Annotated in this window: 19 protein-coding genes; 12 read left to right on the top strand and 7 right to left on the bottom strand. The window is 58.0% G+C overall.

Annotated features, from left to right (window positions below):
- Positions 1–20 precede the first annotated feature (20 nt).
- Positions 21–1,544 (top strand): family 1 glycosylhydrolase, encoded by a 1,524-nt coding sequence (locus tag IEU99_RS11035; protein WP_268234356.1) that lies wholly within the window; start codon positions 21–23, stop codon positions 1,542–1,544.
- Between the two features lie 99 nt (positions 1,545–1,643).
- Here IEU99_RS11035 and IEU99_RS03585 read toward each other — a convergent pair whose 3' ends face one another.
- The 4 genes from IEU99_RS03585 to IEU99_RS03570 form a co-directional block, all read right to left on the bottom strand.
- Positions 1,644–3,353, bottom strand: a complete 1,710-nt coding sequence (locus IEU99_RS03585; RefSeq protein WP_164931134.1) for an AMP-binding protein — start codon at positions 3,351–3,353, stop codon at positions 1,644–1,646.
- 429 nt (positions 3,354–3,782) lie between these two features.
- On the bottom strand, positions 3,783–3,932 hold the full coding sequence (locus tag IEU99_RS03580) for a hypothetical protein (protein ID WP_164931135.1): 150 nt from the start codon (positions 3,930–3,932) through the stop codon (positions 3,783–3,785).
- Positions 3,933–3,961: 29 nt separating this feature from the next.
- Complete coding sequence (locus IEU99_RS03575) at positions 3,962–5,029, bottom strand: GDSL-type esterase/lipase family protein (RefSeq protein WP_128889302.1); 1,068 nt, start codon at positions 5,027–5,029, stop codon at positions 3,962–3,964.
- A 30-nt stretch (positions 5,030–5,059) separates the two neighbouring features.
- A complete protein-coding gene (locus IEU99_RS03570; protein WP_128889303.1) occupies positions 5,060–6,757 on the bottom strand; it encodes an AMP-binding protein in 1,698 nt (565 codons plus the stop codon).
- A gap of 418 nt (positions 6,758–7,175) precedes the next feature.
- On the opposite strand from IEU99_RS03570, the gene IEU99_RS03565 reads away from it, so the two are divergent.
- From IEU99_RS03565 to IEU99_RS03555, 3 genes are all read left to right on the top strand, one after another.
- Entirely contained in the window at positions 7,176–8,975 is a 1,800-nt protein-coding gene (locus IEU99_RS03565; protein WP_128889304.1) for an oleate hydratase, read from the top strand.
- 139 nt (positions 8,976–9,114) lie between these two features.
- Positions 9,115–9,546, top strand: a complete 432-nt coding sequence (locus IEU99_RS03560) for a pyridoxamine 5'-phosphate oxidase family protein (RefSeq protein ID WP_128889305.1) — start codon at positions 9,115–9,117, stop codon at positions 9,544–9,546.
- A gap of 12 nt (positions 9,547–9,558) precedes the next feature.
- The gene (locus IEU99_RS03555; RefSeq protein WP_128889306.1) at positions 9,559–10,311 is read left to right on the top strand and encodes a fructosamine kinase family protein; all 753 of its coding nucleotides are present in this window, start codon (positions 9,559–9,561) and stop codon (positions 10,309–10,311) included.
- Between the two features lie 29 nt (positions 10,312–10,340).
- Here IEU99_RS03555 and nadE read toward each other — a convergent pair whose 3' ends face one another.
- A complete protein-coding gene (gene nadE, locus IEU99_RS03550; RefSeq protein WP_128889307.1) occupies positions 10,341–11,171 on the bottom strand; it encodes an NAD(+) synthase in 831 nt (276 codons plus the stop codon).
- A 174-nt stretch (positions 11,172–11,345) separates the two neighbouring features.
- Here nadE and ykgO point away from each other — a divergent pair, with 174 nt between their 5' ends.
- The 4 genes from ykgO (at position 11,346) to nrdE (ending at position 14,984) form a co-directional block, all read left to right on the top strand.
- Positions 11,346–11,468: a type B 50S ribosomal protein L36 gene (gene ykgO, locus IEU99_RS03545; protein ID WP_003852698.1), complete on the top strand. Its 123-nt coding sequence runs from the start codon at positions 11,346–11,348 to the stop codon at positions 11,466–11,468.
- Positions 11,469–11,972: 504 nt separating this feature from the next.
- On the top strand, positions 11,973–12,206 hold the full coding sequence (gene nrdH, locus IEU99_RS03540) for a glutaredoxin-like protein NrdH (protein ID WP_123959620.1): 234 nt from the start codon (positions 11,973–11,975) through the stop codon (positions 12,204–12,206).
- Between the two features lie 80 nt (positions 12,207–12,286).
- Entirely contained in the window at positions 12,287–12,727 is a 441-nt protein-coding gene (gene nrdI, locus IEU99_RS03535) for a class Ib ribonucleoside-diphosphate reductase assembly flavoprotein NrdI (protein WP_128889308.1), read from the top strand.
- 100 nt (positions 12,728–12,827) lie between these two features.
- Entirely contained in the window at positions 12,828–14,984 is a 2,157-nt protein-coding gene (nrdE, locus tag IEU99_RS03530) for a class 1b ribonucleoside-diphosphate reductase subunit alpha (protein WP_128889309.1), read from the top strand.
- 87 nt (positions 14,985–15,071) lie between these two features.
- On the opposite strand, the gene IEU99_RS03525 is transcribed toward nrdE, so the two are convergent.
- Positions 15,072–15,557, bottom strand: coding sequence for a ferritin (locus IEU99_RS03525; protein ID WP_123959622.1), 486 nt, complete (start codon positions 15,555–15,557; stop codon positions 15,072–15,074).
- Between the two features lie 387 nt (positions 15,558–15,944).
- Between IEU99_RS03525 and nrdF the strand changes: the two genes are divergently transcribed.
- The 4 genes from nrdF (at position 15,945) to IEU99_RS03505 (ending at position 21,232) form a co-directional block, all read left to right on the top strand.
- Positions 15,945–16,931 carry a class 1b ribonucleoside-diphosphate reductase subunit beta gene (nrdF, locus tag IEU99_RS03520; protein WP_128889310.1) on the top strand — a complete coding sequence of 329 codons (987 nt, stop codon included), beginning with the start codon at positions 15,945–15,947 and terminating at the stop codon, positions 16,929–16,931.
- 394 nt (positions 16,932–17,325) lie between these two features.
- The gene (gene ctaD, locus IEU99_RS03515; RefSeq protein ID WP_128889311.1) at positions 17,326–19,068 is read left to right on the top strand and encodes an aa3-type cytochrome oxidase subunit I; all 1,743 of its coding nucleotides are present in this window, start codon (positions 17,326–17,328) and stop codon (positions 19,066–19,068) included.
- Positions 19,069–19,200: 132 nt separating this feature from the next.
- Positions 19,201–20,481, top strand: a complete 1,281-nt coding sequence (serB, locus tag IEU99_RS03510; protein WP_128889312.1) for a phosphoserine phosphatase SerB — start codon at positions 19,201–19,203, stop codon at positions 20,479–20,481.
- Entirely contained in the window at positions 20,474–21,232 is a 759-nt protein-coding gene (locus tag IEU99_RS03505) for a peptidyl-tRNA hydrolase (protein WP_128889313.1), read from the top strand. The genes serB and IEU99_RS03505 overlap by 8 nt, the downstream gene beginning before the upstream one ends.
- Positions 21,233–21,238: 6 nt before the next feature.
- Here IEU99_RS03505 and IEU99_RS03500 read toward each other — a convergent pair whose 3' ends face one another.
- Positions 21,239–23,185, bottom strand: coding sequence for an ATP-dependent DNA helicase (locus tag IEU99_RS03500; protein WP_371869463.1), 1,947 nt, complete (start codon positions 23,183–23,185; stop codon positions 21,239–21,241).
- Positions 23,186–23,190: the final 5 nt, after the last annotated feature.

Raw genomic sequence — 23,190 nt, 5'->3', positions numbered from 1 at the left:
AAACGGTTAAATTCTTGGGTATGGGAATGATTCCAACCCTCCCCATAAAGAAGGTAGTTGGGGTGCTAGCGGGCGCGTGTCTCGCCTGTTCCGGCACCGTAGCGCCAGCAGTGGCCGCTCCCGAATCGCTCCTGCCTGCGCAGGTGCAACAATTCCTTCCAAGCGCCGAGCAAAGCAGCCAGGTAGCAGAACAACTCGGCAGCACCGGCCTCGCAGAGGCGCTAGGCCAAGGCGAACTACCAGCCCTCACACCCGCTGCCGCTGAGCCAAACAGCGATGCAGCCGGGCCTGTCCAAGAAGAGCCCGTCCAAGAAGTGCCATTCCACTGGGGCGTGGCCACGGCGGGTTTCCAAATCGAGGGGTCCAACCGCGACTCCAACTGGAGCCGCTATGCCTCGGAGGATCGCCAAGATGGCGATAAGCACATCGACGGTGTGCGCAATGCCGTCGATTTCCGCCACCGCTACGCAGAAGACATCGCCAACGCCGCGTCCCTTGGCGTGAATACCTTCCGCTTGAGCATCGAATGGTCGCGCATCGAACCCGAACCCGGGCACTTCGACATGGAAGAAGTTGCCTACTACGACGATGTGCTGCGCCTGATCCGCGAACACGGCATGACCCCGATGATCACCATGATCCACTACGTCTACCCCGGATGGATCGTGGATCAAGGTGGCATCCTCAGTCAGCAGGCGCAGGACGCCTTTGCCCGCTACGCTGCGTTTATTACCGATCGATGGGGCGGCGACGGCACCATGTGGGTCACGCTGAACGAGCCCTTTGTGTGGTTCGGCCACGATGTAGAAATTCACCTTGCCGAGCGGACACAATTGCCCGAGTACCTCGACATGATCGTAAACTTCAACCGCATTGGCTACGAGGCGGCCCACGCCAAGGACCCCAATGCGTTGTCAGGCACCAACTTTGCCTTCTTGCCCACGATCGCCCCGGTGCAGCGCGCCCTGCTCTTTGAGCGCCTCAACCCTCACATGGACTACGCGGGCATCGATTACTACTACTCCGTTTCGGCCACCAACCTCTCGGCCATCCACGCCGCCTTTGCCGATTTCGCCGCCGTCACCCCCGAGCCCGAGGGCATCTACTACGCCACCCGGCAGTACGCGCAGCAATTCCCCGGCAAACCGATCTATATCGTGGAAAATGGCCAACCCACGGACAATGCCCAGCCGCGCGCCGATGGCTACCCACGCGAGCAGTTCCTCCACGACACGATCTACTGGATCCAACGAGCCATCGCCGATGGCGTGCCGATCATTGGCTATAACCACTGGTCCTTGGTGGATAACTATGAGTGGGGCGACTACAGCGCACGCTTTGGTTTGTGGACGGTGGACGTGAAAAACGATCCAACGCTCACTCGCCACGCCACCCCCGCGGTGGAGGAGTATCGCCGCATCATTGCCAATGGTGGAGCCGAAGGCCCGCTGTATCGCCAACCGGCGGTGTGCAGTTTTGCCGCCTTGCCCGAAAGCTGCTTAAGTCCCGCCGCTGTTGATGGGCCAACAGTGAAGTTGCGCTAAACCCGATCCCCCGCATCCATGCTTGGTTATGCGCCAGGCTTATCGACGAATCCCCCACGCCACTGGTACGTGACGTGGGGGATAGGGCTTTGTGGGTTTTTAGCGCTGGGCGTTGGCCTCTTCGCGCTGGTTGTGCTCGTCAGGTTCGGGGAGGAAGCGAGCAAGCACCTTGCCTGTGGGGCCGCGCTTGAAGTCTTCTACGTACACCACGTCGCGGGGAACGTGGGCGTCTGAGAGGTGGGCGCGAACATGCTCACGAATGGTGTCGGGGGCGATGTCATCCTTGGCAATCACGTAGGCGCGCAGTGCCTGGCCGGTGTGCTCATCCGGGACGCCGTGCACGAAGCAATCGCGGATCTCGTCCAGGCGCATGACCTCATCCATGATCTCCACGGGGTAGATCTTCTCGGCGAATTGGGTGATCACAAGGTCGTCATCGCGGCCGAGGATATACAGGCGGTTGCCCTTCTTATAACCACGATCGCCCATGTAGTACATGCCGTCGATCATGCGAGGCTCGATGGCCGGATCGGTATAACCAGCGAAAAGGTCGTAGCTGGAGATGGCAACCACGCCCTCTTGGCCGTCGGGAAGCTCATTGCCGTTATCGTCGAAGATCTTGACAATGCAACCGGGGTAGATGAAGCCGGAAAGGTGCGGATCCCGAATCAGGTCATGGGGGCCTGCGGTGGAGATCGCGGTGGTTTCAGAGGAGCCGTACATCGAGCACAGGACCGGGCCGAACTTCTCGTAGGTCTTCTGAATCTCGATGGGCAGCAAAATCGAGCCGGAGTTCGTGATGGCCTTCAGGCCTTCGTAGTGGTCGATGTTGTTGTCGTCCATGTACGCCACCACACCACGGATACGGGTTGCCGCAGCCACCCACAAGGTGATGTCGTGCTCCTTGAAATCGTCGAGCACCTTCGTCGCATCGAAGTGACGGTGGGTGACGATGGTGGACTGAGTAATCAGGGCCATGCCCAAATATGCCCAGCCATAGGCGTGGAAGAGCACGGCAGACAGCAGCACCCGCATATTGCGCTCAAAAGGCACCACGGCGGCAATATTGGCCGAAGACTGCGGCGATTTCAGGTGGCGGCGAATCACTGCCTTGGGCATGCCGGTGGTGCCGGAGGTCATGAGCACGTGGTGGCTGCGAGCGGGCTTTTCAGGAAGATCAACGCTCATATCCGCTGTATCCATGGCGTGCTGCATGGTCTCATAGGGGCGACCATCAACATCGCCGGTTTCCACCGGCTCATCTTCGAGGTGCGCAATCAACACGGTGCGCTGACGTGCGGCATCGGTCATGCGCTCAAGGAATTCCTCGTCCACGATCATGGCCTTGATGTCGTGGAAGTCGAGGTACTCCTCGATCTGCACGGCAGAGGAGTTGCCGTTAATCAAGAAGATATTAAAGCCGGCCATCTGGCGAGCGATCAGTGGCAAAATCACTCCGCGACCATTCAAAGCCATCACGGCAACGTTGGCGCCGGAGTGGCAACCGCGCTGGTGAAGCGCGCGGGCAAGCTTTTCGGCTTCGTCGATCAGTTGCTTGTAGGTGAGCTGGCCGTCGTCGTCGATCAGCGCTACGCGATCGGGAACCTGACGTGCCGCGCGGCTGACGATGGTGGCTTCAAGTCCACCCCAGCGGCGGATGTTTTGAACGTCGGCAAGAATTTCTTTAGGGCCGCCAAAGGAGATGATTTTGCGTTGGCGCATCCTTTGCAAGAAGTGCAAGAACTGGTGAGCCACGTGCCGGCGTGCGATATTCGTTTTCACACGTGCACTCAGTGTGTACCTGGACATTGAATCTCCTTTGTGATCTTCCTTGTGGCGCCGGGTTGCCCCGGCATCCCGAGCGATCCTGCGCGGGAGTGCAGCGTCTTCCATTGCTGTGGTGTTGCGCGACGTGTCGTGCCGCGCAGTTTTGCCGGATAAAACCCCGGCAGCACCCTGGTAGTTTAGCGTAGAAAACTAAAACTGGAAGGGGGTTGCCTGAGCGTTTGCCTGATCATCCTATCGTTTGGCAAATGTCAAGGGTTACTTTGAGGTTGTTATCTACCCGTAATCAACCTCGGAAAAAACGTTTTAACAACCGTATCAATTAACGCACCCTGCACATTTATTCACTCCTGTAACAGTTTTCCTGCTGCTTTGATACACCCTTACTTGGGGGTGAAATGAAAAAGCTGCCACCTGAAGAAGAAGCTTCAGGTGGCAGCGAGAGGCGGGCAATTAGTGGGGCAGCATCCCCAGAAGCTGAGCCCACTGCTCGGGCAGGCCGGCAGAAAGCTGATCAATGCGGCCCATCAACTCGAAGGTAATCGCGTTCCACTGCTCGGCGAAGGCGGCGATGGGGGCGGGGATGTGATCGAAAAACAGCATGAAAGTCCTTCTTTAGAAGTGATGGAGGATTAACGGATCTTATTGGCCACGTCGGAGCCGATAGCCTCGACGCCTTCGTCGGTCAGGTGCAGCGCGAGGTTGTGCTCGCCAGTGGTGGTGTCGATCAAGATGCCAGCCACCCAGCGATCAGCGGGAGCGGCGCATTCGCCATGCCCGGCAGAGAAAGCGCGCTCATCGGCAAAGAGCACACCGTGGCGCTGTGCTGCCTCGGCTAGCCACTTTTGCACGTTCATCTCGCCTTGGGTGTCGAAGAAGATCGGCACTGCGTAGCTTGCGCCCCAGACGTTATCGCGGCCGTAGCCATCACCAATGTGGTAGAGGCACTGCCAGCCGGCGGGGGTGTTCTCGGTGATCTCGTGGTAGCCCACCAGTGCAACCTTGGCGTTCGGGGCGGCCTGCTTGATCTTGGCAATGGCGCCGTCAATGGCAGCGGCGAACATATCGCGCTGGGTCGGCTGATTGATCCGAGCTGCGATCTCGGCGTCGTTGGCGCCTTCACCGGTGAGGGTGAAGTAGTTGTTGTAGACGTCGTTATAGCCACCCTGAAGCGTGACATAACGGGTCTGCGGGTTGAGGGCACCATCGGCGATAGCAGCATCGACCTGCTGCGGGATGGTCAGTGCGGCCGCGCTCGGGGTGTACATGGTGGCACCGGGGCAGGAGTAATCATTCAGCGGCACGCCAAGATCAGCGGCGATCTTCTTAGGAAGGCTTGGGGTGCCCTGGGCGCAACCGTGAAGGTTGATATTCGGATCCAGGGTAGAAATCGTTGCTGCCGCATTGGGGTTTGCTTTGCGCGCACCCTTGGTGGCCATGGAGAAGGCTGCATCGCCTGCGGTCATGTTGGCCATGATGGAATCGCCAAAGGTGACGAGGTTGCCCGGTTCAACAGTCTGCGGCACCGAGGGATCGGTCCACGTGGCCTGATCAAAGGCTGCTTCCATATTGATATGGGGCAGCTCGCGGCCCTGGCTGGCAAAGGGGTTATTGGGGCTAATGCCCTGGGCTGCGGCAGGCATAGCTAATGCTGCCGAGCAAGCAACGGCGCAGAGGGCGCTAAGGTAGCGAAGCTTCATGGGAGTCTCAATTCTGCTTTTGGGGCGGGGTTAGGATTCGCGCTGATTGTGTTGATCGGGCTCGGGAAGATCTCGCGCGATCACCTTGCCGGTGGGGCCGCGAGGGAAATCCTCCACGTAGACGATGTCGCGGGGGACGTGAGCCTCGGAAAGCTGCTGGCGCACACGCTCGCGGATCTCATCTGGGGTGACCTCCTCATTGGCCACCACATAGGCGCGCAGCGCCTGACCGGTGTGCTCATCGGGCACGCCGTGAACGAACGCGTCTTCTACGCGCTCATCGCGCAAAATCTCGTCTTCGATCTCGATGGGGTAGATCTTCTCGGCAAATTGGGTGATCACCAGGTCATCGGCTCGGCCGAGCACGTAGAGGCGATCGCCCTTGAGGTAGCCACGATCGCCCATGTAGTACATGCCATTGACCATGGGGGCGTCGATGGAGGGATCGGTATAGCCCGCGAAAAGGTCGAAGCAGGAAATGCCCACGACGCCTTCTTCGCCCTCTGGTACTTCTTTGCCGTCTTCATCGAAAATCTTGACCATGCAGCCCGGATACACCCGGCCGGTGAGGTGGGGATCGTCCACCAGGTCTTGTGCGCCTGCAACGGCCACGGCTGAGGTTTCAGAAGATCCGTACATCGAGCACAGCACCGGGCCAAATTTTTCATTGGCGCGCTGAATCTCCACCGGCAACAGCGGGCTGCCGGAGTTGGTGATCACCTTCAAGCCCTCGTGCTTTTCAATGCCGTTTTCGTCCATGTAGCTAATGACGGTGCGGATACGGGTAGCAGCGGAAATCCACGTGGTGATGTCGTAGTCGCGGAAATCGGCCAGTACTTGCTCGGCGCTGAAGTGGCGGCGGGTAACCACGCGGGATTGAGCCAGGAAGGAAAAGCCCATATAGGCCCAGCCATAGGCGTGGAAGAGCACGGCGGTGAGTAGCACATTCATATTGCGCTCAAGCGGAATGGCGGCGGCTACCGATGCGAAACCTTGCGGTGAGTTCAATTGTCGGCGCACCACGCCCTTGGGCATGCCGGTGGTGCCGGAAGTCATCACCACGTGCATGCTCTTTTCCGGCTTCTTCGGAAGCGGGTGATGCACGTTGGCGGTGTAAATGACGTGATCGAGAGATTCGAAGGCGCGGCCTGCGTGTTCGCCGGCTTCTACCGGTTCGGCTTCGAGGTGGCCAAGAATGACTTCGCGTTGGCGTGCACGCTCGGTGATGCGGGGGAGGAATTCCTCGTCCACGATCAGTGCCTGAACGTTGTGGAAGTCGAGATACTCTTCGATCTGGGCGGCAGAAGCGTTGCCGTTGATCATGAAGATGTTGTAACCGGCCATCGAACGGGCGGTCAGCGGCAAAATGGCGGCGCGGCCGTTGAGTGCCATGACGGCAACATTGGCGCCTGAGTGAAGCCCGCGCGCATGCAGTGCTCGGGCGAGGCGATCAGCCTGTTGGAAAAATTCGAAATAGGTTAGTTCCCCGTCGTCGTCGACAAGGGCTACTTTATCGGGTACTTGGCGTGCACCTCGAGCCATGATGGTGGCTTCGAGCCCACCCCAACGTCGGATATTTTTTAGATCCTTAGCGAGCTCTTGCCCCCCCCCTGAAGCAATCATGTTGCGTTCGCGCATCTTCTTTAAAAAGAAGCGAAGCTGGCGAAACACTTCGCGCTGGGGCACGCTTCGATCCACTCGGGTTTCGAGTGTGTAGCGATGAGTCATCCTGCTCCTCAAAGTTTTGACCTGCAGATAGTTCACCAAACAAACCTATTCTTACACAATGCAGAAAAGTGTTAAGCTGGTGATTGTTAATAAATCACTGTAGATATCGCAGTGATGCCCTGTCACGTTGCGCTTACCTTCGAAAGTGGGGCGTTCGTCACAATGTTTGGTGATACATCAGCGGCAAAATGCCGTTGGAACAGCCAGAACAAACCCATGCCGCACAGTCACAGCCCCTAGTGGTGTTGTCGTTCTCCACCCGCGGGCGGGGGTGGTTTCCCCAGCCAAGGTAGCCCGCCGCCACACAACCTCCGGTGCCACCTTGCAAGGCGCAGACACAGCCTGAGTCCGCGCACTAAGCAACACCGGCCTGGCGTATCCAGGCCAACACCACGATTGAAACGAGGTTTCAGCCATCATGCAGACCTATCAAAAGAGCTTCCCCACGGATCAATTTGGTAATCGATTCGTCCAAAACGACCTGGGACGCTACCTAGAAATCCGCCCCGAAGCTCCAAAGAATATTGAGCAACGCAAGGCCTATTTTGTTGGCGGAGGTATTGGCAACCTCATCGCCGCTGGCTATCTACTTCGCGATGGCCACATGCCGGGAGAAAACATCACCGTGCTCGAGCAAATGGCCGTACCTGGCGGTTCCTTCGACGGTGCCGGCAACAACGAAGACGGCTTCATTGCCCGCGGCGGCCGCGAGATGGGGCAGCACTTCGAATGCTTCTGGGACATCATGAAAGACGTCCCCGCGGTTGATCTGCCAGCCCCGCACACCGTCTTGGATGAATTCCGTATGTATAACGAGACGGATCCAAATATCTCCAATTGCCGTTTGATCAACGATCAAGCGCGCAACCGCCTGCGCGTGCCCGAGATGGGGCTATCCAAGCGCTCGCAGTTGAAGATGATCAAGCTGCTTGCCGTCAAAGAGGAAAAGACCTACTACAAGACCATCGAGGATTGGTTCGATCAAGACTTCTTCGAATCAAACTTCTACACCCTGTGGCGATCGATGTTCGCCTTCCAGGACTATCAATCGCTGACGGAAATGAAGCGCTACATGCACCGCTTCTTGCAGTACCTGCCTGGCTTCCCCGATTTTTCCTGCCTGCGCTTTTCTCGATACAACCAGTACACGAGCTTCATCGAGCCGCTGGTGAACTACCTCAAGGCTCAAGGCGTGCGTTTCCAATACGACACGGTGGTCCAAGACCTCGATATCGAGGTCGCCGGCAATGCCTTCGAAGTCACCGGAATCCGTTGTACCCACGAGGGCAAAGAAAAGCTTATCGACGTCCGCGCCCAAGACATCGTGATCGTGACCAATGGCTCGCTCACGGAATCCACCGGCTACGGCGATAACCTCACACCCGCACCCTTTAAAAAGGAGCCGGGTCCTGCTTGGGATTTGTGGAAGAACATCGCAGCCAAAGCCCCCAACTGCGGCCGGCCTGAGGTCTTTTGTAGTGATCCAGAAAAGACCGTGTGGCAATCGGTGAGCTTCAACTTCTATGGCGGGTACGACAATCCCTTCAATGCCAAGTTGCGCGAGCTTTCTCGCAATGACTTGTTCAGCGGCAAAACCGTCACGGCAGGCATCATCACCGCCGATGATTCCCCCTGGTTGTGCTCTTTGACGGTGCACCGCCAGCCGCAATTCATCGGCCAAGAAGATGGGCTTTGTGTGGCCTGGGCCTATGGCCTGCACTGGTGGAACAAGGGCACCGTGACGGCCAAGCCCATGCTCGAGTGCACAGGCGAAGAGGTCTTGCGCGAATTCTGCCACCACTTCGGCGTGGAGGACGTAGAAAAGACCATCGCCATGACCAAAGTTCGCTTGGCCACGATGCCTTGGATCACCGCAGAATTCATGCCACGCGGCGAAGGCGATCGCCCATGGCCTGTGCCTCAAGGTTCCAAGAACCTCGGCTTTACGGGGCAATTTGTAGAAACTCCGGACGATTGCGTCTTCACCACCGAAGGCTCGGCACGCACTGGTCAAATGGCGGTGTATGGGCTTTTGGGCATTGAACGCGATATCCAGCCGATTTGGCCCACCCAATACGACATCCGCTCGATGCTGCACTCCGCTTCGGCCATGAACGATGGCAAACTGCCCGGCGGCAAACTGCTTCGACGTGTACTCAAGGGCACGTACTACGAAGACATCCTGCCGAAGGGGCGCGAATCCGGTTCCGTGCGCTAAGCATGAATGAGCCCCACACCTCAGCCCGGCTCACGTGTGGGGCTTTTGCCGTGTTCGGACATTGTCATGTGCTCGATACCACCCCCATATTTAGGTGTGCATGCTGCCCGCTTCGGCGTTCCAAGGGGAGAATGGACGCATGAGTAACGACGCAATCAAAGTCCTCGACGAACAGGCCTGCTTAGAAAAGCTGCGCGGTGAAAAGCTGGGGCGTCTGGTCGTGCGACGCAAAGACGATATGGATATCTTCCCGGTGAACTTCGTGCTCGATGAATCAGACGAAGCTCCCTGCCTGTACTTCCGTTCCGCAGAAGGCTCCAAGCTTTTTAGCGTAAACCTCAACCACGATGTGCTCTTCGAAATCGACCACCTCGAAGGCGAAGAACACGCCTGGTCTGTGGTGGTAAAGGGAACGGCCGCTGTGGTTGAAACCTTCGCGGAGATTCGCCACGCCGACACCCTCGACCTCAAACCCTGGGTGCCGACGCTGAAGTACAACTATGTGCGCATTAATATCGACTCCCTTTCGGGGCGCGCATTTGATCTCGGCGAAGAACCAGAACGCTACTAAAGGCCGCGACATTTGTCTGTATTTGAAAAGCAGCCAGCCGAACCCCAATCAGCCCTGGCAGAGGCTGCAGGCCTGCGTTGGCTAGGAGAAGCCAGCAAGGCGGTGGTGCGGGTCGAGCATGCAGATGCAACGCGCATCTGCACCGAAGGCGTGCAGATCGTGTCTGCGGATCCCCAGGCTGCACGCCAGGCAGGCGTCGAATTGGCGCGCATCCATGCCGCGGGCGCTGATGCCTATGGCTGCCCGCCGCCGGGTTGGGATGGGCCAAACTACATCGGAACCCAGCAGCAGTCTTGTATCCCCACCTCGGACTGGAACAGCTTTTATATCGAGCAGCGCGTGCTGCCTTTTGTAAAGGCGGCGAAAGATCGCGGCAATCTTCGATCCACCGCACGCATTGAACGCGCCTGCGCACTGATTCAGCAAAGCCCCGAGCTTGCTCCGCAACAACCGGCGCGCATCCACGGTGATCTCTGGGCGGGCAACCTCCTATTTGGCGCTCAAGGGCCAAAGTTCATCGACCCGGCTGCTCATGGCGGGCACCCGCTGACCGACCTGGCCATGCTTGAGCTATTCGGTGCGCCGTATCTCAAAGAAATCTGGGTTGGTTACCGAGAACACAATGATCTCGACGCACTCGATGCTTCATTGATCCCCATCCACCAGCTTCACCCAGTGGCAGTGCATGCCGTTACTCATGGCCCTGCCTATGGTGACCACCTTGAGCAGCTTGCCCAAGCCACCATCGCACTGCTTGGTGGCTAGCCAAAAAGGGAAGAGCGGATCGCTAGCCGCTATCTGCGCCACCAATCATCCTGCGGGCCTACGGGGAGGTGGCGCTTGTGCTGGCCTACCTGCCAGAGGTGCTCGATGCGCTCCTGAGCGGAAGTGTCTACTTCCTTGCCTTCGAGATAATCGTCGATCTGCGAATAGCTCACGCCGAGCGCAACCTCATCGGGCAGCATTGGCTTGTCGTCTTCAAGGTCCGCGGTGGGGATCTTCTCCCACGTGGATGCGGGGGCGCCGAGGTGGCGTAGAAGAGCAGCGCCCTGGCGCTTGGATAGTCCAAACAGGGGCAGGACATCGGCGGCGCCATCGCCAAACTTGGTAAAGAAGCCGGTGACATTTTCGGCGGCATGGTCGGTGCCGATCACTAATAGCCCTAACTCGCCGGCAAGGGCGTATTGCGCCACCATGCGTTGGCGGGCTTTGACATTGCCTCGGTTGAAGTCGCCTAAGTCCTCTTTATCCAGCGTTGCTGCCACCGCATCGTCCATGGCATCGGTGGCTGCTTTGATATTGACGCTCACGCTGTGATCGGGGGCAATAAAGCTCAGGGCGGTTTGGGCATCGGCCTCGTCGGCTTGTACCCCATAGGGCAGGCGCATGGCCCAAAACTCGGCTTCTACTCCTTCGGAGCGGAGTTGCTCGCAGGCCATCTGGGCAAGCTTGCCGGCTAGGGTGGAATCCTGGCCTCCGGAGATGCCCAGGACAAAGCCGCGCGTGTGGGAGGCGCGCAGGTACTGGCAAAGGAAATCGACGCGAGCTTGTACCTCTTTGGCTGGATCGATGCTGGGCTTGGTGTGCAGTGAGTTCAGAATTGCTTGGCGTTGAGAAGTGCTCATGGCAGCCATCGTAGTTTGGTGTTTGAATTGCCGTTGCGATAACATAACTCCTCGTGTCATGGCTGCTTCACGCTTTGCACTGGAAGTTTCGCTTCTCAAGTGCTGCTGAGTAGTCGTTATTAGCAAAGTAAAGTCTGAAACTTCGACTTTCGTAGAAAAGAAAGGAGCGCCCGAATGAAGGTCCGTAAGTCCCTTCGGTCGCTGAAGAACAAGCCGGGCGCCCAGGTTGTGCGTCGCCGCGGCAAGGTGTACGTGATCAACAAGAAGGATCCCCGCTTCAAGGCTCGCCAGGGCTAATCCCCTCCGAGCATTCAGCGCGCAGGAGTGATCCTGCATCCTGGAAAACCCATCGCCAGTAATGGTGATGGGTTTCTTTTTGTCAGGTGGGGGTGGCGCTGACCCCCGTTTGGGAAGAATTTTTAGCAGGAATATTTTCACGCATATTTTCGCCTCTTTCGGCACATTCCTGCGGGTAGGGGTGGGTAGAGGCGAGTATGCATAAAGCCCACTGTGACTTACATCAGTGTGAGTACTTGGGTGCCGAAATCGCGCCTCAGGGGCTACATCTTGTGCGCGTGTCTGCTTCCATGCTGGGAATTCCCTCGGTGTAACTACTACATATAGTGCAGTTGCGCCGTGTTTGCCCTAGGTATAGTGTTTCTTCATGTCGCCGGGGTCGGCAGCACGGGCATTGCCGTTGCTGAGGATTCCTGCCCCGAGCCGGCCTAGATACACGTCAGATTGCAATACGAAAGCCATGCCGGGCCACCGGCTATGACCACGCCGCAGGAGAACACGCCAATGTCGATCACTGTTTACACCAAGCCCGCTTGCATGCAGTGCAACGCCACCAAGAAGGCACTTGACCGCGCTGGTCTTGAATACGAGCTGGTAGATATCAGCCTCGACGAGGAAGCCCGCGACTACGTCATGGCACTTGGTTACCTCCAGGCTCCTGTTGTGGAGGCCGGCGGCGATCACTGGTCTGGCTTCCGCCCCGAGCGCATTCGCTCGCTTGCTGCCCAGGTTGCCTAAGGGCCTAGCCCAACACTCCGGTACAGGAACGACCAAGGTTTCAGTGCCGGTTTTTCTTTTTATCAAGAGGAACGATCCCCGTGCTCATCGTCTACTTTTCCTCCGCGACGGAAAACACCAAGCGCTTTGTAGAAAAACTCGGCTTTCCCTCCGCGCGCATCCCGCTTAGAAAAAACGATGCGCCCCTTCGAGTCGAAGAGCCCTATGTGCTGGTGTGTCCCACCTACGGCGGGGGAGCGTCGATAAGCGGAGCTAATACCCGCCCGGTGCCAGGCCAAGTCATCCGATTCCTCAATGATGAACACAATCGATCCTTGTTAAGGGCAGTCATCGCCGGGGGCAACTCGAATTTCGGCAGCGATTTTGGCAAAGCTGGCGACGTCATTTCCGCAAAATGCCAGGTGCCCTACGTCTATCGCTATGAGTTGCTGGGCACTGAGGAAGATGTGAGGATCGTCCAAGAAGGCCTCAAGGCTAACGCTGAGCAATTGGGGCTGTATATGGAAAAGGAATGCGCCTAAGCGCAGTAGCCATGCACACCAGCGCGGGGAATACTTAGGACTCCTCGCGCCATTGAACTTCAAGTATTCATACCCACCATTTTCAAAGGACACCAAGACTGTGGCTCCATTAGGTAAGAACGTCGCTGAACCAGTCTCGCGCGAAGAGCAGCTCGATTATCACGCACTCAACGCACTGCTGAATCTCTATGACGATGAAGGCAATATCCAATTTGATAAGGATCGCGAGGCTGCGAATCAGTTCTTCCTGCAGCATGTAAACCAGAACACGGTGTTCTTCCACGATCTGGAAGAAAAGATCGATTATCTGGTGAGCAACAATTACTACGAAGCGGAAGTGATCGAACAATACGACTTCCCATTTATTAAGGCACTGTTTAAGCAGGCCTATGCTCACAAGTTCCGCTTCAAGACCTTCCTCGGGGCCTATAAGTACTACACCTCTTATACGCTCAAAACCTTCGATGGCCGCCGCTACCTCGAACGCTTTGAAGATCGCGTGTGCATGGTGGCACTTACCTTGGCAGCCGGCGATGAGGACCTGGCCAAGCACCTGGTAGATGAGATCATCACCGGCCGCTTCCAGCCAGCGACCCCCACCTTCCTAAACTCCGCCAAGGCCCAGCGCGGCGAGCCCGTGTCCTGCTTCTTGCTGCGTATTGAAGACAATATGGAGTCCATCGGCCGTTCCATTAACTCCGCACTGCAGCTTTCCAAGCGCGGCGGCGGTGTGGCCCTGCTGCTTTCCAATCTGCGTGAGGCCGGCGCGCCCATTAAGAAGATTGAGAATCAATCCTCTGGCGTTATCCCCGTGATGAAGCTGCTCGAGGATTCCTTCTCTTATGCCAATCAGCTCGGAGCCCGTCAGGGCGCCGGCGCGGTGTACCTGAATGCTCACCACCCGGATATTTTGAGCTTCCTTGACACCAAGCGTGAGAATGCCGATGAGAAGGTTCGTATTAAGACCCTCTCGCTTGGTGTTGTGATCCCCGATGTCACCTTTGAGCTGGCGAAGCGCAATGATGACATGTACCTGTTTAGCCCCTATGACGTCGAGCGCGTCTATGGCAAGGCCTTCGCTGATATCTCGATTAGCGAGCACTACGAGGAGATGGTGGAGGATCCGCGGATCCGTAAGACCAAGATCAAGGCGCGTGAGTTCTTCCAGACCATCGCCGAGATTCAATTCGAGTCGGGCTATCCCTACATCATGTTCGAAGACACGGTCAATAAGGCCAACCCCATTGCCGGCCGTGTGAACATGAGTAACCTGTGCTCCGAGATTCTGCAGGTCAATACCCCCTCGGTGCTCAACGACGACCTCACCTACGCAGAGGTTGGCGAGGATATCTCTTGTAACCTTGGCTCGCTGAATATCGCCATGACCATGGATTCCCCCGATTTCGCCGCCACGGTGGAAACCGCCATTCGAGGCCTGACCGCCGTGTCGGAGCAGACCTCCATCGATTCGGTGCCGAGTATCCGCAAGGGCAATAACGCCGCCCACGCCATCGGCTTGGGCCAGATGAACTTGCATGGCTACCTTGGCCGCGAGCGCATCTTCTACGGCAGTGAGGAGGGCTTGGACTTCACCAACGCCTATTTCGCGGCCGTGCTGTACCAGTGCTTGCGCGCCTCCAATAAGATCGCGCGCGAACGGGGCGAGACGTTCGAGGGCTTTGAGAATTCCAAGTATGCAAGCGGCGAGTACTTCGATGGCTTCGACCCAGCCGAATTTGCGCCCAAGACTGAGAAGGTCAAGCAGCTTTTCGACGCCTCCACGATCCACACCCCAACGGCTGAAGATTGGCAGGAGCTCAAAGCATCGGTTGCCGAGTACGGACTGTATAACCGCAACCTTCAGGCCGTGCCGCCGACGGGTTCGATCTCCTATATCAATAACTCCACCTCCTCGATCCACCCCATTGCCTCCAAGATTGAGATTCGCAAGGAAGGCAAGATCGGCCGCGTGTACTACCCGGCTCCTCATATGGATAACTCCAACCTGGAGTACTACCAGGATGCCTATGAGGTGGGCTATGAAAAGGTCATCGATACCTACGCTGTGGCAACCAAGTACGTGGATCAGGGCTTGTCGCTGACCTTGTTCTTCAAGGATTCCGTGACCACCCGTGACATCAACCGCGCACAGATCTATGCATGGCGCAAGGGCATTAAGACCCTCTACTACATCCGCCTGCGCCAGGTAGCCCTGATGGGTACTGAGGTAGAAGGTTGCGTGAGCTGCATGCTCTAAACGCCGTTTGTGCGCTTAGCTAGCGGCAGCGCACAACAAAAGGCCCATGGCTAAAGCCATGGGCCTTGATGTTTGAGTAGCTAGTTTTTAGCGCTCACCCAGTTCGGCGTCGATAACCAAAACGCCGGTGCCGGTATCAGCAAGCTTCAAACGATCGATGATGTCCTTCACAGAGGACTCCTCTTCGATCTGCTCGTCCAGGAAACGATCCAGCAGCGGACGGGAATCGAAGTCCTTCACGGACTGGGAAAGCTCAGCCAGTTCGCGGATCATGCCGGATACCTTTTGCTCGTGAGCAAGGGAAGCCTCGAAAGCGTCAAGCGGGGTGGCAACGTCTACCTTCGGGGGAGCGATGTCGCCAATCTGAGGGGTGTAGTCGCGGTCGAGGAGGTGGTCGGCGAAGCGCTGAGCGTGCTCGAGCTCTTCGGCGTGCTGTGCACGCATCCAGTGAGCCATGCCGGACAGGCCGAGTTCTTCCAACTTGTAGGAAAGCTGGAGGTAAATCATGGCTGCCTCAAGCTCAGCAGTGACTTGGTTGTTCAGTGCGGTTGCGAGTTTCTCGTTGATCTCCATGACTCACACTGTAAGTAGAGCTAATCAATTTGGCATCTAAATGAAGCCGAACCTAACGTTGCCGTTCAGGGGGCTAAAACATAGCGAGATAGTGATCTAAATGATAAGGCTGCTGCCATTTTTCTGTGGGGTCATCGGGGGTCTGGGCCCCTCAAACGCTGTTTGCGTAGTTCCCGTAAATGTGAGCAAGAACACGTTTTAGGGGCGTCGAAAAGCGAAAAAAGCGGGTCGGAATTGCTATTGAAAGACCGTGGGGGAGGGGTGTGTACCTGCCGTCATAGTCTCCGAGATGGTGCTCGGGTAAGCTCTGCACAGAAATTGATGCGATGGTGGCGTAGCCAAGCGCGCACCACAATCCAAAGAAAGATCACCGGAGGCGAGACGTTCGTGAGCAGCTACGAGTCCTATATCGACCAACATCCAAAACCGGTCGAGGCCATCAACTGGAACACCATTCCGGATGAAAAAGACCAAGAAGTTTGGGATCGTCTCACCGGCAACTTCTGGCTGCCTGAAAAGGTGCCGGTGTCGAACGACATCAAGAGCTGGAAAACGCTGAACAGCCTTGAGCAACAAACCACCATGCGTGTGTTTACCGGTTTGACCATGCTGGATACGATCCAGGGCACCGTGGGCGCAGTCTCGATGATCCCCGATGCGCTCACGCCTCACGAAGAGGCTGTCTATACCAACATCGCCTTCATGGAGAGCGTGCACGCGAAAAGCTACTCCAATATCTTTATGACGCTTGCTTCGACCAAGGAAATTAACGAGGCGTTCCGCTGGTCTGAAGAAAACGAAAACCTTCAGAAGAAGGCAAAGATCATCCTTTCCTATTACGAAGGCGATGATCCGCTCAAGCGCAAGGTGGCTTCAACGCTGCTCGAGTCTTTCCTTTTCTATTCGGGCTTCTATCTTCCGATGTACTGGTCGAGCCACGCAAAGCTCACCAACACCGCCGACATTATCCGCCTGATCATTCGCGATGAGGCGGTGCACGGCTACTACATCGGCTACAAGTATCAGCAGGGCCTGGTCAAGGAAACCCAGGAGCGTCGCGATGAGCTCAAGGAATACACCTTCGACCTGCTTTATGATCTCTACGACAACGAGACGCAGTACACCGAAGATCTCTACGATGATCTCGGCTGGACTGAAGACGTAAAGCGCTTCCTGCGTTATAACGCCAATAAGGCGCTGAATAACCTCGGCTACGAGGGCCTCTTCCCGGCTGATGAAACGAAGGTGTCGCCGGCAATCCTCTCCGCCCTTTCCCCGAACGCTGATGAGAACCACGACTTCTTCTCGGGTTCCGGTTCCTCCTATGTCATTGGCAAGGCCGAGAACACCACCGACGAGGACTGGGACTTCTAAGCCAAGCGCCCACAATGTCATCTGCCGCCCTTCGGGGCGGCGTTGGTTTTTCTCCCCCTTGGGGGTGCATCAACCTTAAGAATGACACCCGGCGGGGGTGGGTTTGAGGCTGCCTTCTGCGTTCCGGTGGCGGCGCGCCGTATCAAAAACTGTGGTGGTAGTCACTAATGAGGGCGATTTTTTAGGCAAGTCTCCAGCGCCGCTCGAACAGGCCGGGAAAATGGCAGCTCACGCGCTTACATTTCTATTCACGCCCCATTAAGGTCGAAAGTGACCCCAACCAGACTTGGTTGGAAGAAGACTTACGCTCTCTTAAGATAGAGCAGTGTAATTTCGGTGGCTTTTCTGCACGCGCACGCGGGCTGGGAAGCAACCTACAAGTCAGGAGGAACGTATGACCGCTGTGGAGCCACGGCTGGAGAATTACTCCGAGCCAACCAGGCCCGCACCAACCGGCGGGGCCCGCAAGGGTTCGCTGGCTTGGAAGATGCTGACCACCACTGACCACAAGCTCCTGGGCATCATGTACATCATCATGTCCTTCGTGTGGTTCTTCGTTGGTGGCCTAATGGCACTTTTGATCCGCGCTGAGCTCTTCTCGCCGGGTCTGCAATTCTTGTCCAACGAACAGTTCAACCAACTGTTCACCATGCACGGCACGATCATGCTGCTCGCCTTCGGTACTCCGATCGTGTGGGGCTTTGCTAACTACGTGCTGCCGCTGCAGATCGGCGCTCCCGACGTGGCCTTCCCCCGTCTGAACGCCTTCGGTTTCTGGATCACCCAGATCGGTATCGTCTGCATGCTCGCAGGCTTCCTCACCCCAGGTGGTGCCGCAGACTTCGGCTGGACCATGTACCTGCCGCTGGCAGACCACGTGCACTCGCCCGGCGTTGGTAGCGACTTCTGGATCGTCGGCGTTGGCGCCACCGGTGTGGGCACCATTGCCTCCGCCATCAACATGATCACCACCCTGATCTGCCTCCGCGCACCGGGTATGACCATGTTCCGTATGCCGATCTTCTGCTGGAACATCTTCGTTGCTTCCGTGATCGTGCTGATGATCTTCCCGCTGCTGACCTCCGCAGCACTCGGCGTGCTCTACGACCGCAAGCTCGGCGGCCACATCTACGACTCCGGCAACGGTGGCGCAATCCTGTGGCAGCACCTGTTCTGGTTCTTCGGCCACCCCGAGGTGTACGTCCTGGCGCTGCCATTCTTCGGCATCGTCTCCGAGATTCTCCCGGTATTCGCCCGTAAGCCAATGTTCGGCTACATCGGCCTGGTATTCGCAACCCTGTCCATCGGTACCCTTTCCATGGCAGTGTGGGCACACCACATGTTCGTTACCGGCGCCATCCTGCTGCCGTTCTTCTCCTTCATGACCTTCCTCATCTCGGTTCCTACCGGTGTGAAGTTCTTCAACTGGCTCGGCACCCTGTGGCGCGGTCACATCTCCTGGGAGACCCCAATGCTGTGGAGCATGGGCTTCCTGGTCACCTTCCTCTTCGGTGGTCTGACCGGTATTATGTTGGCCTCCCCGCCGCTGGACTTCCAGTTGGCTGAGTCCTACTTCCTGATCGCCCACTTCCACTACACCCTCTTCGGTACCTTGGTGTTCTCCTCCTGCGCAGGCGTGTACTTCTGGTTCCCGAAGATGACCGGTCGCATGCTCGACGAGACCCTGGGCAAGCTGCACTTCTGGCTGACCTTCGTTGGCTTCCACGGCACCTTCCTGGTCCAGCACTGGGTGGGCAACATGGGTATGTCCCGCCGCTACGCCGACTACCTGGAGTCCGACGGATTCACCATCTACAACCAGGTGTCCACCGTCTTCTCCTTCCTGCTCGGCATGTCGGTACTGCCCTTCATCTGGAACGTGGTCAAGTCCTGGCGCTACGGCGAGATCGTCACCGTGGACGATCCCTGGGGCTACGGCAACTCCCTGGAGTGGGCAACCTCCTGCCCGCCTCCTCGCCACAACTTCACCTCCATGCCTCGTATCCGCTCCGAGCGCCCCGCGTTCGAGCTGCACTACCCGCACATGGTGGAGCGCATGCGTGCAGAGGCCCACGTTGGCCACGACAAGCACAAGCAGCACCCGCTGGAAGAAAACAAGTCCCGCGTAAAGGCCTAATGCCTACGTAGGAACACACATCCTGGCTTGAAGCCGCGGTCGTCACAGACGGCCGCGGCTTTCTGCATATCCTGAGCACCCCACACCCGAACACCCCACAAATGAGGGCATCGAGCACTCGCACATGAGACAATGCAACGCGTGCAAACAGAACCCTCAGCAGTGCCAACCGTAGGACTGACCCCCGGCTTTTCACCAGCCGTCATCACCGTCTCCGGTGTCGACCGTCCCGGACTAAGCGCCTCATTCTTCCGCGTACTCGCCGCCCAAGACGTCCAAGTGCTCGACGTTGAACAATCCCAATTCCGCGGCTACTTAAACCTCGCCGCCTTCGTCGGCATCAAGGCCGAGGAGCGCGACGTCATCCTCACCGGGCTACGAGATTCCCTCAACACCGCGCACCTGAAGGTGACCCTCGAAATCCCCGATGAGCCCGAATTCTCACGCCCGCGCTCAACACACGTCATGGTGGTCCTGGGCAACCCAGTACCAGCAGCAGCCATCTCCAGGATCGGCCAAACCCTGGCCGACTACGGCGCCAATATCGACACCATCCGCGGCATTGCCGATTATCCCGTCACCGGCTTAGAAATGAAGCTCACGGTGCCAAACCCCAAACCAGGCGGAGGCATCCCCTTGCGCAAAGCGCTTGCGGCCCTGACCCAAGAGCTCGGAGTAGACATCGCCATCGAGCGCAATGGCCTCCAGCGCCGCTCCAAGCGCCTGATCTGCTTCGACTGCGACTCCACGCTGATCACCGGAGAAGTCATCGAGATGCTCGCAGCCCACGCCGGCCGCGAGGCAGAGGTAGCGGAAGTAACCGAACGCGCGATGCGCGGTGAGCTCGACTTCGAAGAATCCCTGCGCGAGCGCGTCAAAGCCCTCGCCGGCTTAGATGCCTCGGTGATCGATGAAGTCGCCCGCGATATCGTGCTCACCCCCGGTGCCCGCACCACCATCCGCACCCTCCAGCAAGTCGGCTACACCACCGCCGTGGTATCCGGTGGCTTTATTCAGGTGCTTGAGGGGCTATCAGAAGAACTCAACCTGGATTATGTTCGCGCCAACACCTTGGAGATCAAAGACGGCAAACTCACCGGCAACGTCATCGGCAAGGTCGTGGATCGAGCCGCCAAGGAAGAATTCCTGCGCGAATTCGCCGCAGACTCTGGCCTGGAGATGTCTCAAACCGTAGCGGTTGGCGACGGCGCCAACGATATCGACATGATCTCCGCCGCCGGCCTGGGTATTGCCTTCAACGCCAAACCAGCGCTTCGCAGCGTGGCAGACACCTCCGTGAACTCGCCATTTTTGGATGAAGTGGTGCACATGCTCGGCATCCCGCGCTCCGAAATCGACGCAGTGCAAGCAGAGCTGGAAGGCGAGCCACGCAGAAAGCCCCTTGATGGCTAATCAGGAGGCACTTGCCCGCGCCCACCAACGACTCGCCCAAGCAGTCGATGGCAGATCCTGGGAGCGCGACCCGGAGGATCAAGCAGATCCTTCCACCGTGCAGGCGATGCAGATCGTGCTGCACCTGCCCAAGCAAGACCCGCCGCTGAGGTATATGGCGCTGCAGGCCGCAGCCAGGGCCGTGGTGGCTGTATGCCTCGATCCTCGTGCCGGGGCAGATTTCGAGGATCCGGAGCAGGGCTACTTCGCCCGCGCCTTGGACACCTGGTATCGGCACCGGATTCGTAAGGTCACCAGACGCGCTCGTAACGCCGGCTGGCGCAACGTCCAAGACCTTGCCGGGCTTAGCATCGACAACACCGCTCGCGCCTTCATTCCCAGTGCTGTGAGCGAAGTCCCGGCATTGATCGGCAAATTGCAGATCGCCGGCACCGATCTTCCCTATAGCGAAGAACCTGCGCCTCAACCTGGGCAGCCGGTGTTATATGTGGATGCCTCCTTAGGCATGAGCGCTGGGAAAACAGCGGCCCAAGTGGGGCATGCATCCATGCTCCTAGCCGGCCACCAGTCCCTCGAATGGGCTCAAGATTGGGCGGCGCAGGATTTCGGCCTGAGCGTGTGCGAGGTATCGCATGAGCAATTTCAGGCCGTGTGCTCTCGCCCCGATGCCATCACCGTGGTGGATGCCGGCTTTACCGAGATCGCCCCAAACACCGCCACCGTGTGCGCTCTGCCAAATCCTGACTTCTAAGGAAAGTTAGGAGGAGGCCACCAGCCGTTTCAGCGCGGCCTCCACGGTCGCGGCATCCGAGGTACGCCAAAACTGCGGCAGCGAAGATAACAGGAAGCTGCCGTAGCGTTTTTCTACGATGCGCTTATCAAGGATCGCCACAACTCCGCGATCTTCCACGCTCCTTAGCAACCTGCCGGCGCCTTGGGCCATGAGCAAGGCGGCGTGGGTGGCAGCGACTTCCATAAAGCCATTTCTTCCATCGGCATCGGCGGCGATTTTCCTTGCCTGCAATAAAGGATCATCGGGGCGGGGGAAGGGGATGCGGTCGATAATCACCAAGGAACAGGATGGGCCTGGCACATCCACGCCCTGCCAGAGGGTGAGGGTGCCAAAAAGGCAGGCGTTGTGGTTTTTGGCAAAGGCCTGGATCAGGGTGCTGGTTGAGTCATCGCCTTGGCAATAAATCTCAAAGGGCAGCCGTTTCCGCATCGCCTCGGCTGCCTGCACGGCGGCGCGTTTGGAGGAAAAGAGCCCCAGCGTTCTTCCGCCGGCTGCCAGAATCAGGGTGGCGATATGGTCAAGCCAGCTTTCATCCAAACCGTCTCTGCCGGGTTCGGGCAGGTGGGTGGGGGTATAAAGAATGCCTTTGGTTGCTGGATCAAAAGGCGAGCCCACATCGATGGCCTCGAAGCTGCCGCGGGGCAGACCCCAGGCTGCGGCCATGGCCTGGAAATTGCCGCCAATTGCCAGGGTTGCCGAGGTGAGCACGCAGGTGTTTTCGCCGAAAAGACGTGTGTGAAGCAAGCCGGCTACCGAAAGGGGAGCCACCTTAATGTGGGTGCCGCGGCGTTCGTCGTGAAGCACCCACACCACGTCCTCGTGTTTGGCGGGATCGGGCTCTTCAAACACTTCGAGGATGCGCACGACTGAATCATGTTGATCCAGCAGGTGATTATTCAGCGCAAGGCGTTCGGCAAAACGTTCCGGGGCGTTTGTTTGCTCGCCTTCTGGGCTTTTGGCGATGGCGTCTTTCAGCCGCCATAAGGCATTGCGTACCGCCTCTAGCTGGGATTGCAGCGTTTGGGCTAAGGCCGTGATCCTTCCTGCCTCTACGGCTAGAAGTTCCTGCTCCCATTCTTGGGCGACCTCTTTGAGCTCCTTGGCGCGTTCTTCCGCCCCGAGCTTTTGGGCGCGATTGGCCGAGAGCGAAAGTGTGGTGGCGCCGATTTCATTGGTGGCCACGGCGGTGATCCTGCCGTCGAGTTCATGCGCCTCGTCCACGATCACCACATCGTGTTCGGGCAGGATTTGAGCATCCGAGAGTGCGTCAATAGCTAGGAGGGCGTGGTTGGTGACGATCACATCCGCATCCTGGGCCTGTTTGCGGGCGGCCTCGGCAAAGCAGGTATCGCCATGGGGGCAACGCGATGCACCCACGCATTCACGAGCGCTCACGCTGACTGCCCGCCAGGCCAGATCGGGAACGCCCGGTTCGAGATCATCCCGGTCGCCGGTTTCGGTGTCATTGGCCCACTCGTGCAGCCTTGCTACATGGCGGCCAACCCAGGTCAGGGAGTCCTCGTCAAGCAGCGCATCATCGGGTTCTTCCACGCCAATTTTGTTCTGGCATAGGTAGTTCGAGCGGCCCTTCATAATGGCGAAGGTGGGGCGGCGCTCAAGTAAGGGCTCAAGGGCATCGGCGAGCCGGGGTAGATCTCGGCCTACGAGCTGACGCTGCAACGCGATGGTGGCGGTGGAGACCACCACGGTGGTGTCGGTGGCTTGTGCATGGCGGATGGCGGGAACCAAATACGCCAGCGACTTACCGGTGCCGGTGCCAGCCTGTACGGCTAGGTGACGTTCGCGTTGCATCGCCTCGGTCACGGCCTGAGCCATGCGCACTTGGTTCTCGCGCTTTGTACCCCCAAGGGCTGCTACAGCGGCTTCAAGCAGCTCGGTGGTTGCTGGCACCGCCT

The sequence above is a fragment of the Corynebacterium pelargi genome (assembly GCF_014635485.1).
GTDB classification, from domain to species: Bacteria; Actinomycetota; Actinomycetes; order Mycobacteriales; family Mycobacteriaceae; genus Corynebacterium; species Corynebacterium pelargi.
This window is presented reverse-complemented; position numbering and strand designations above follow the sequence as displayed.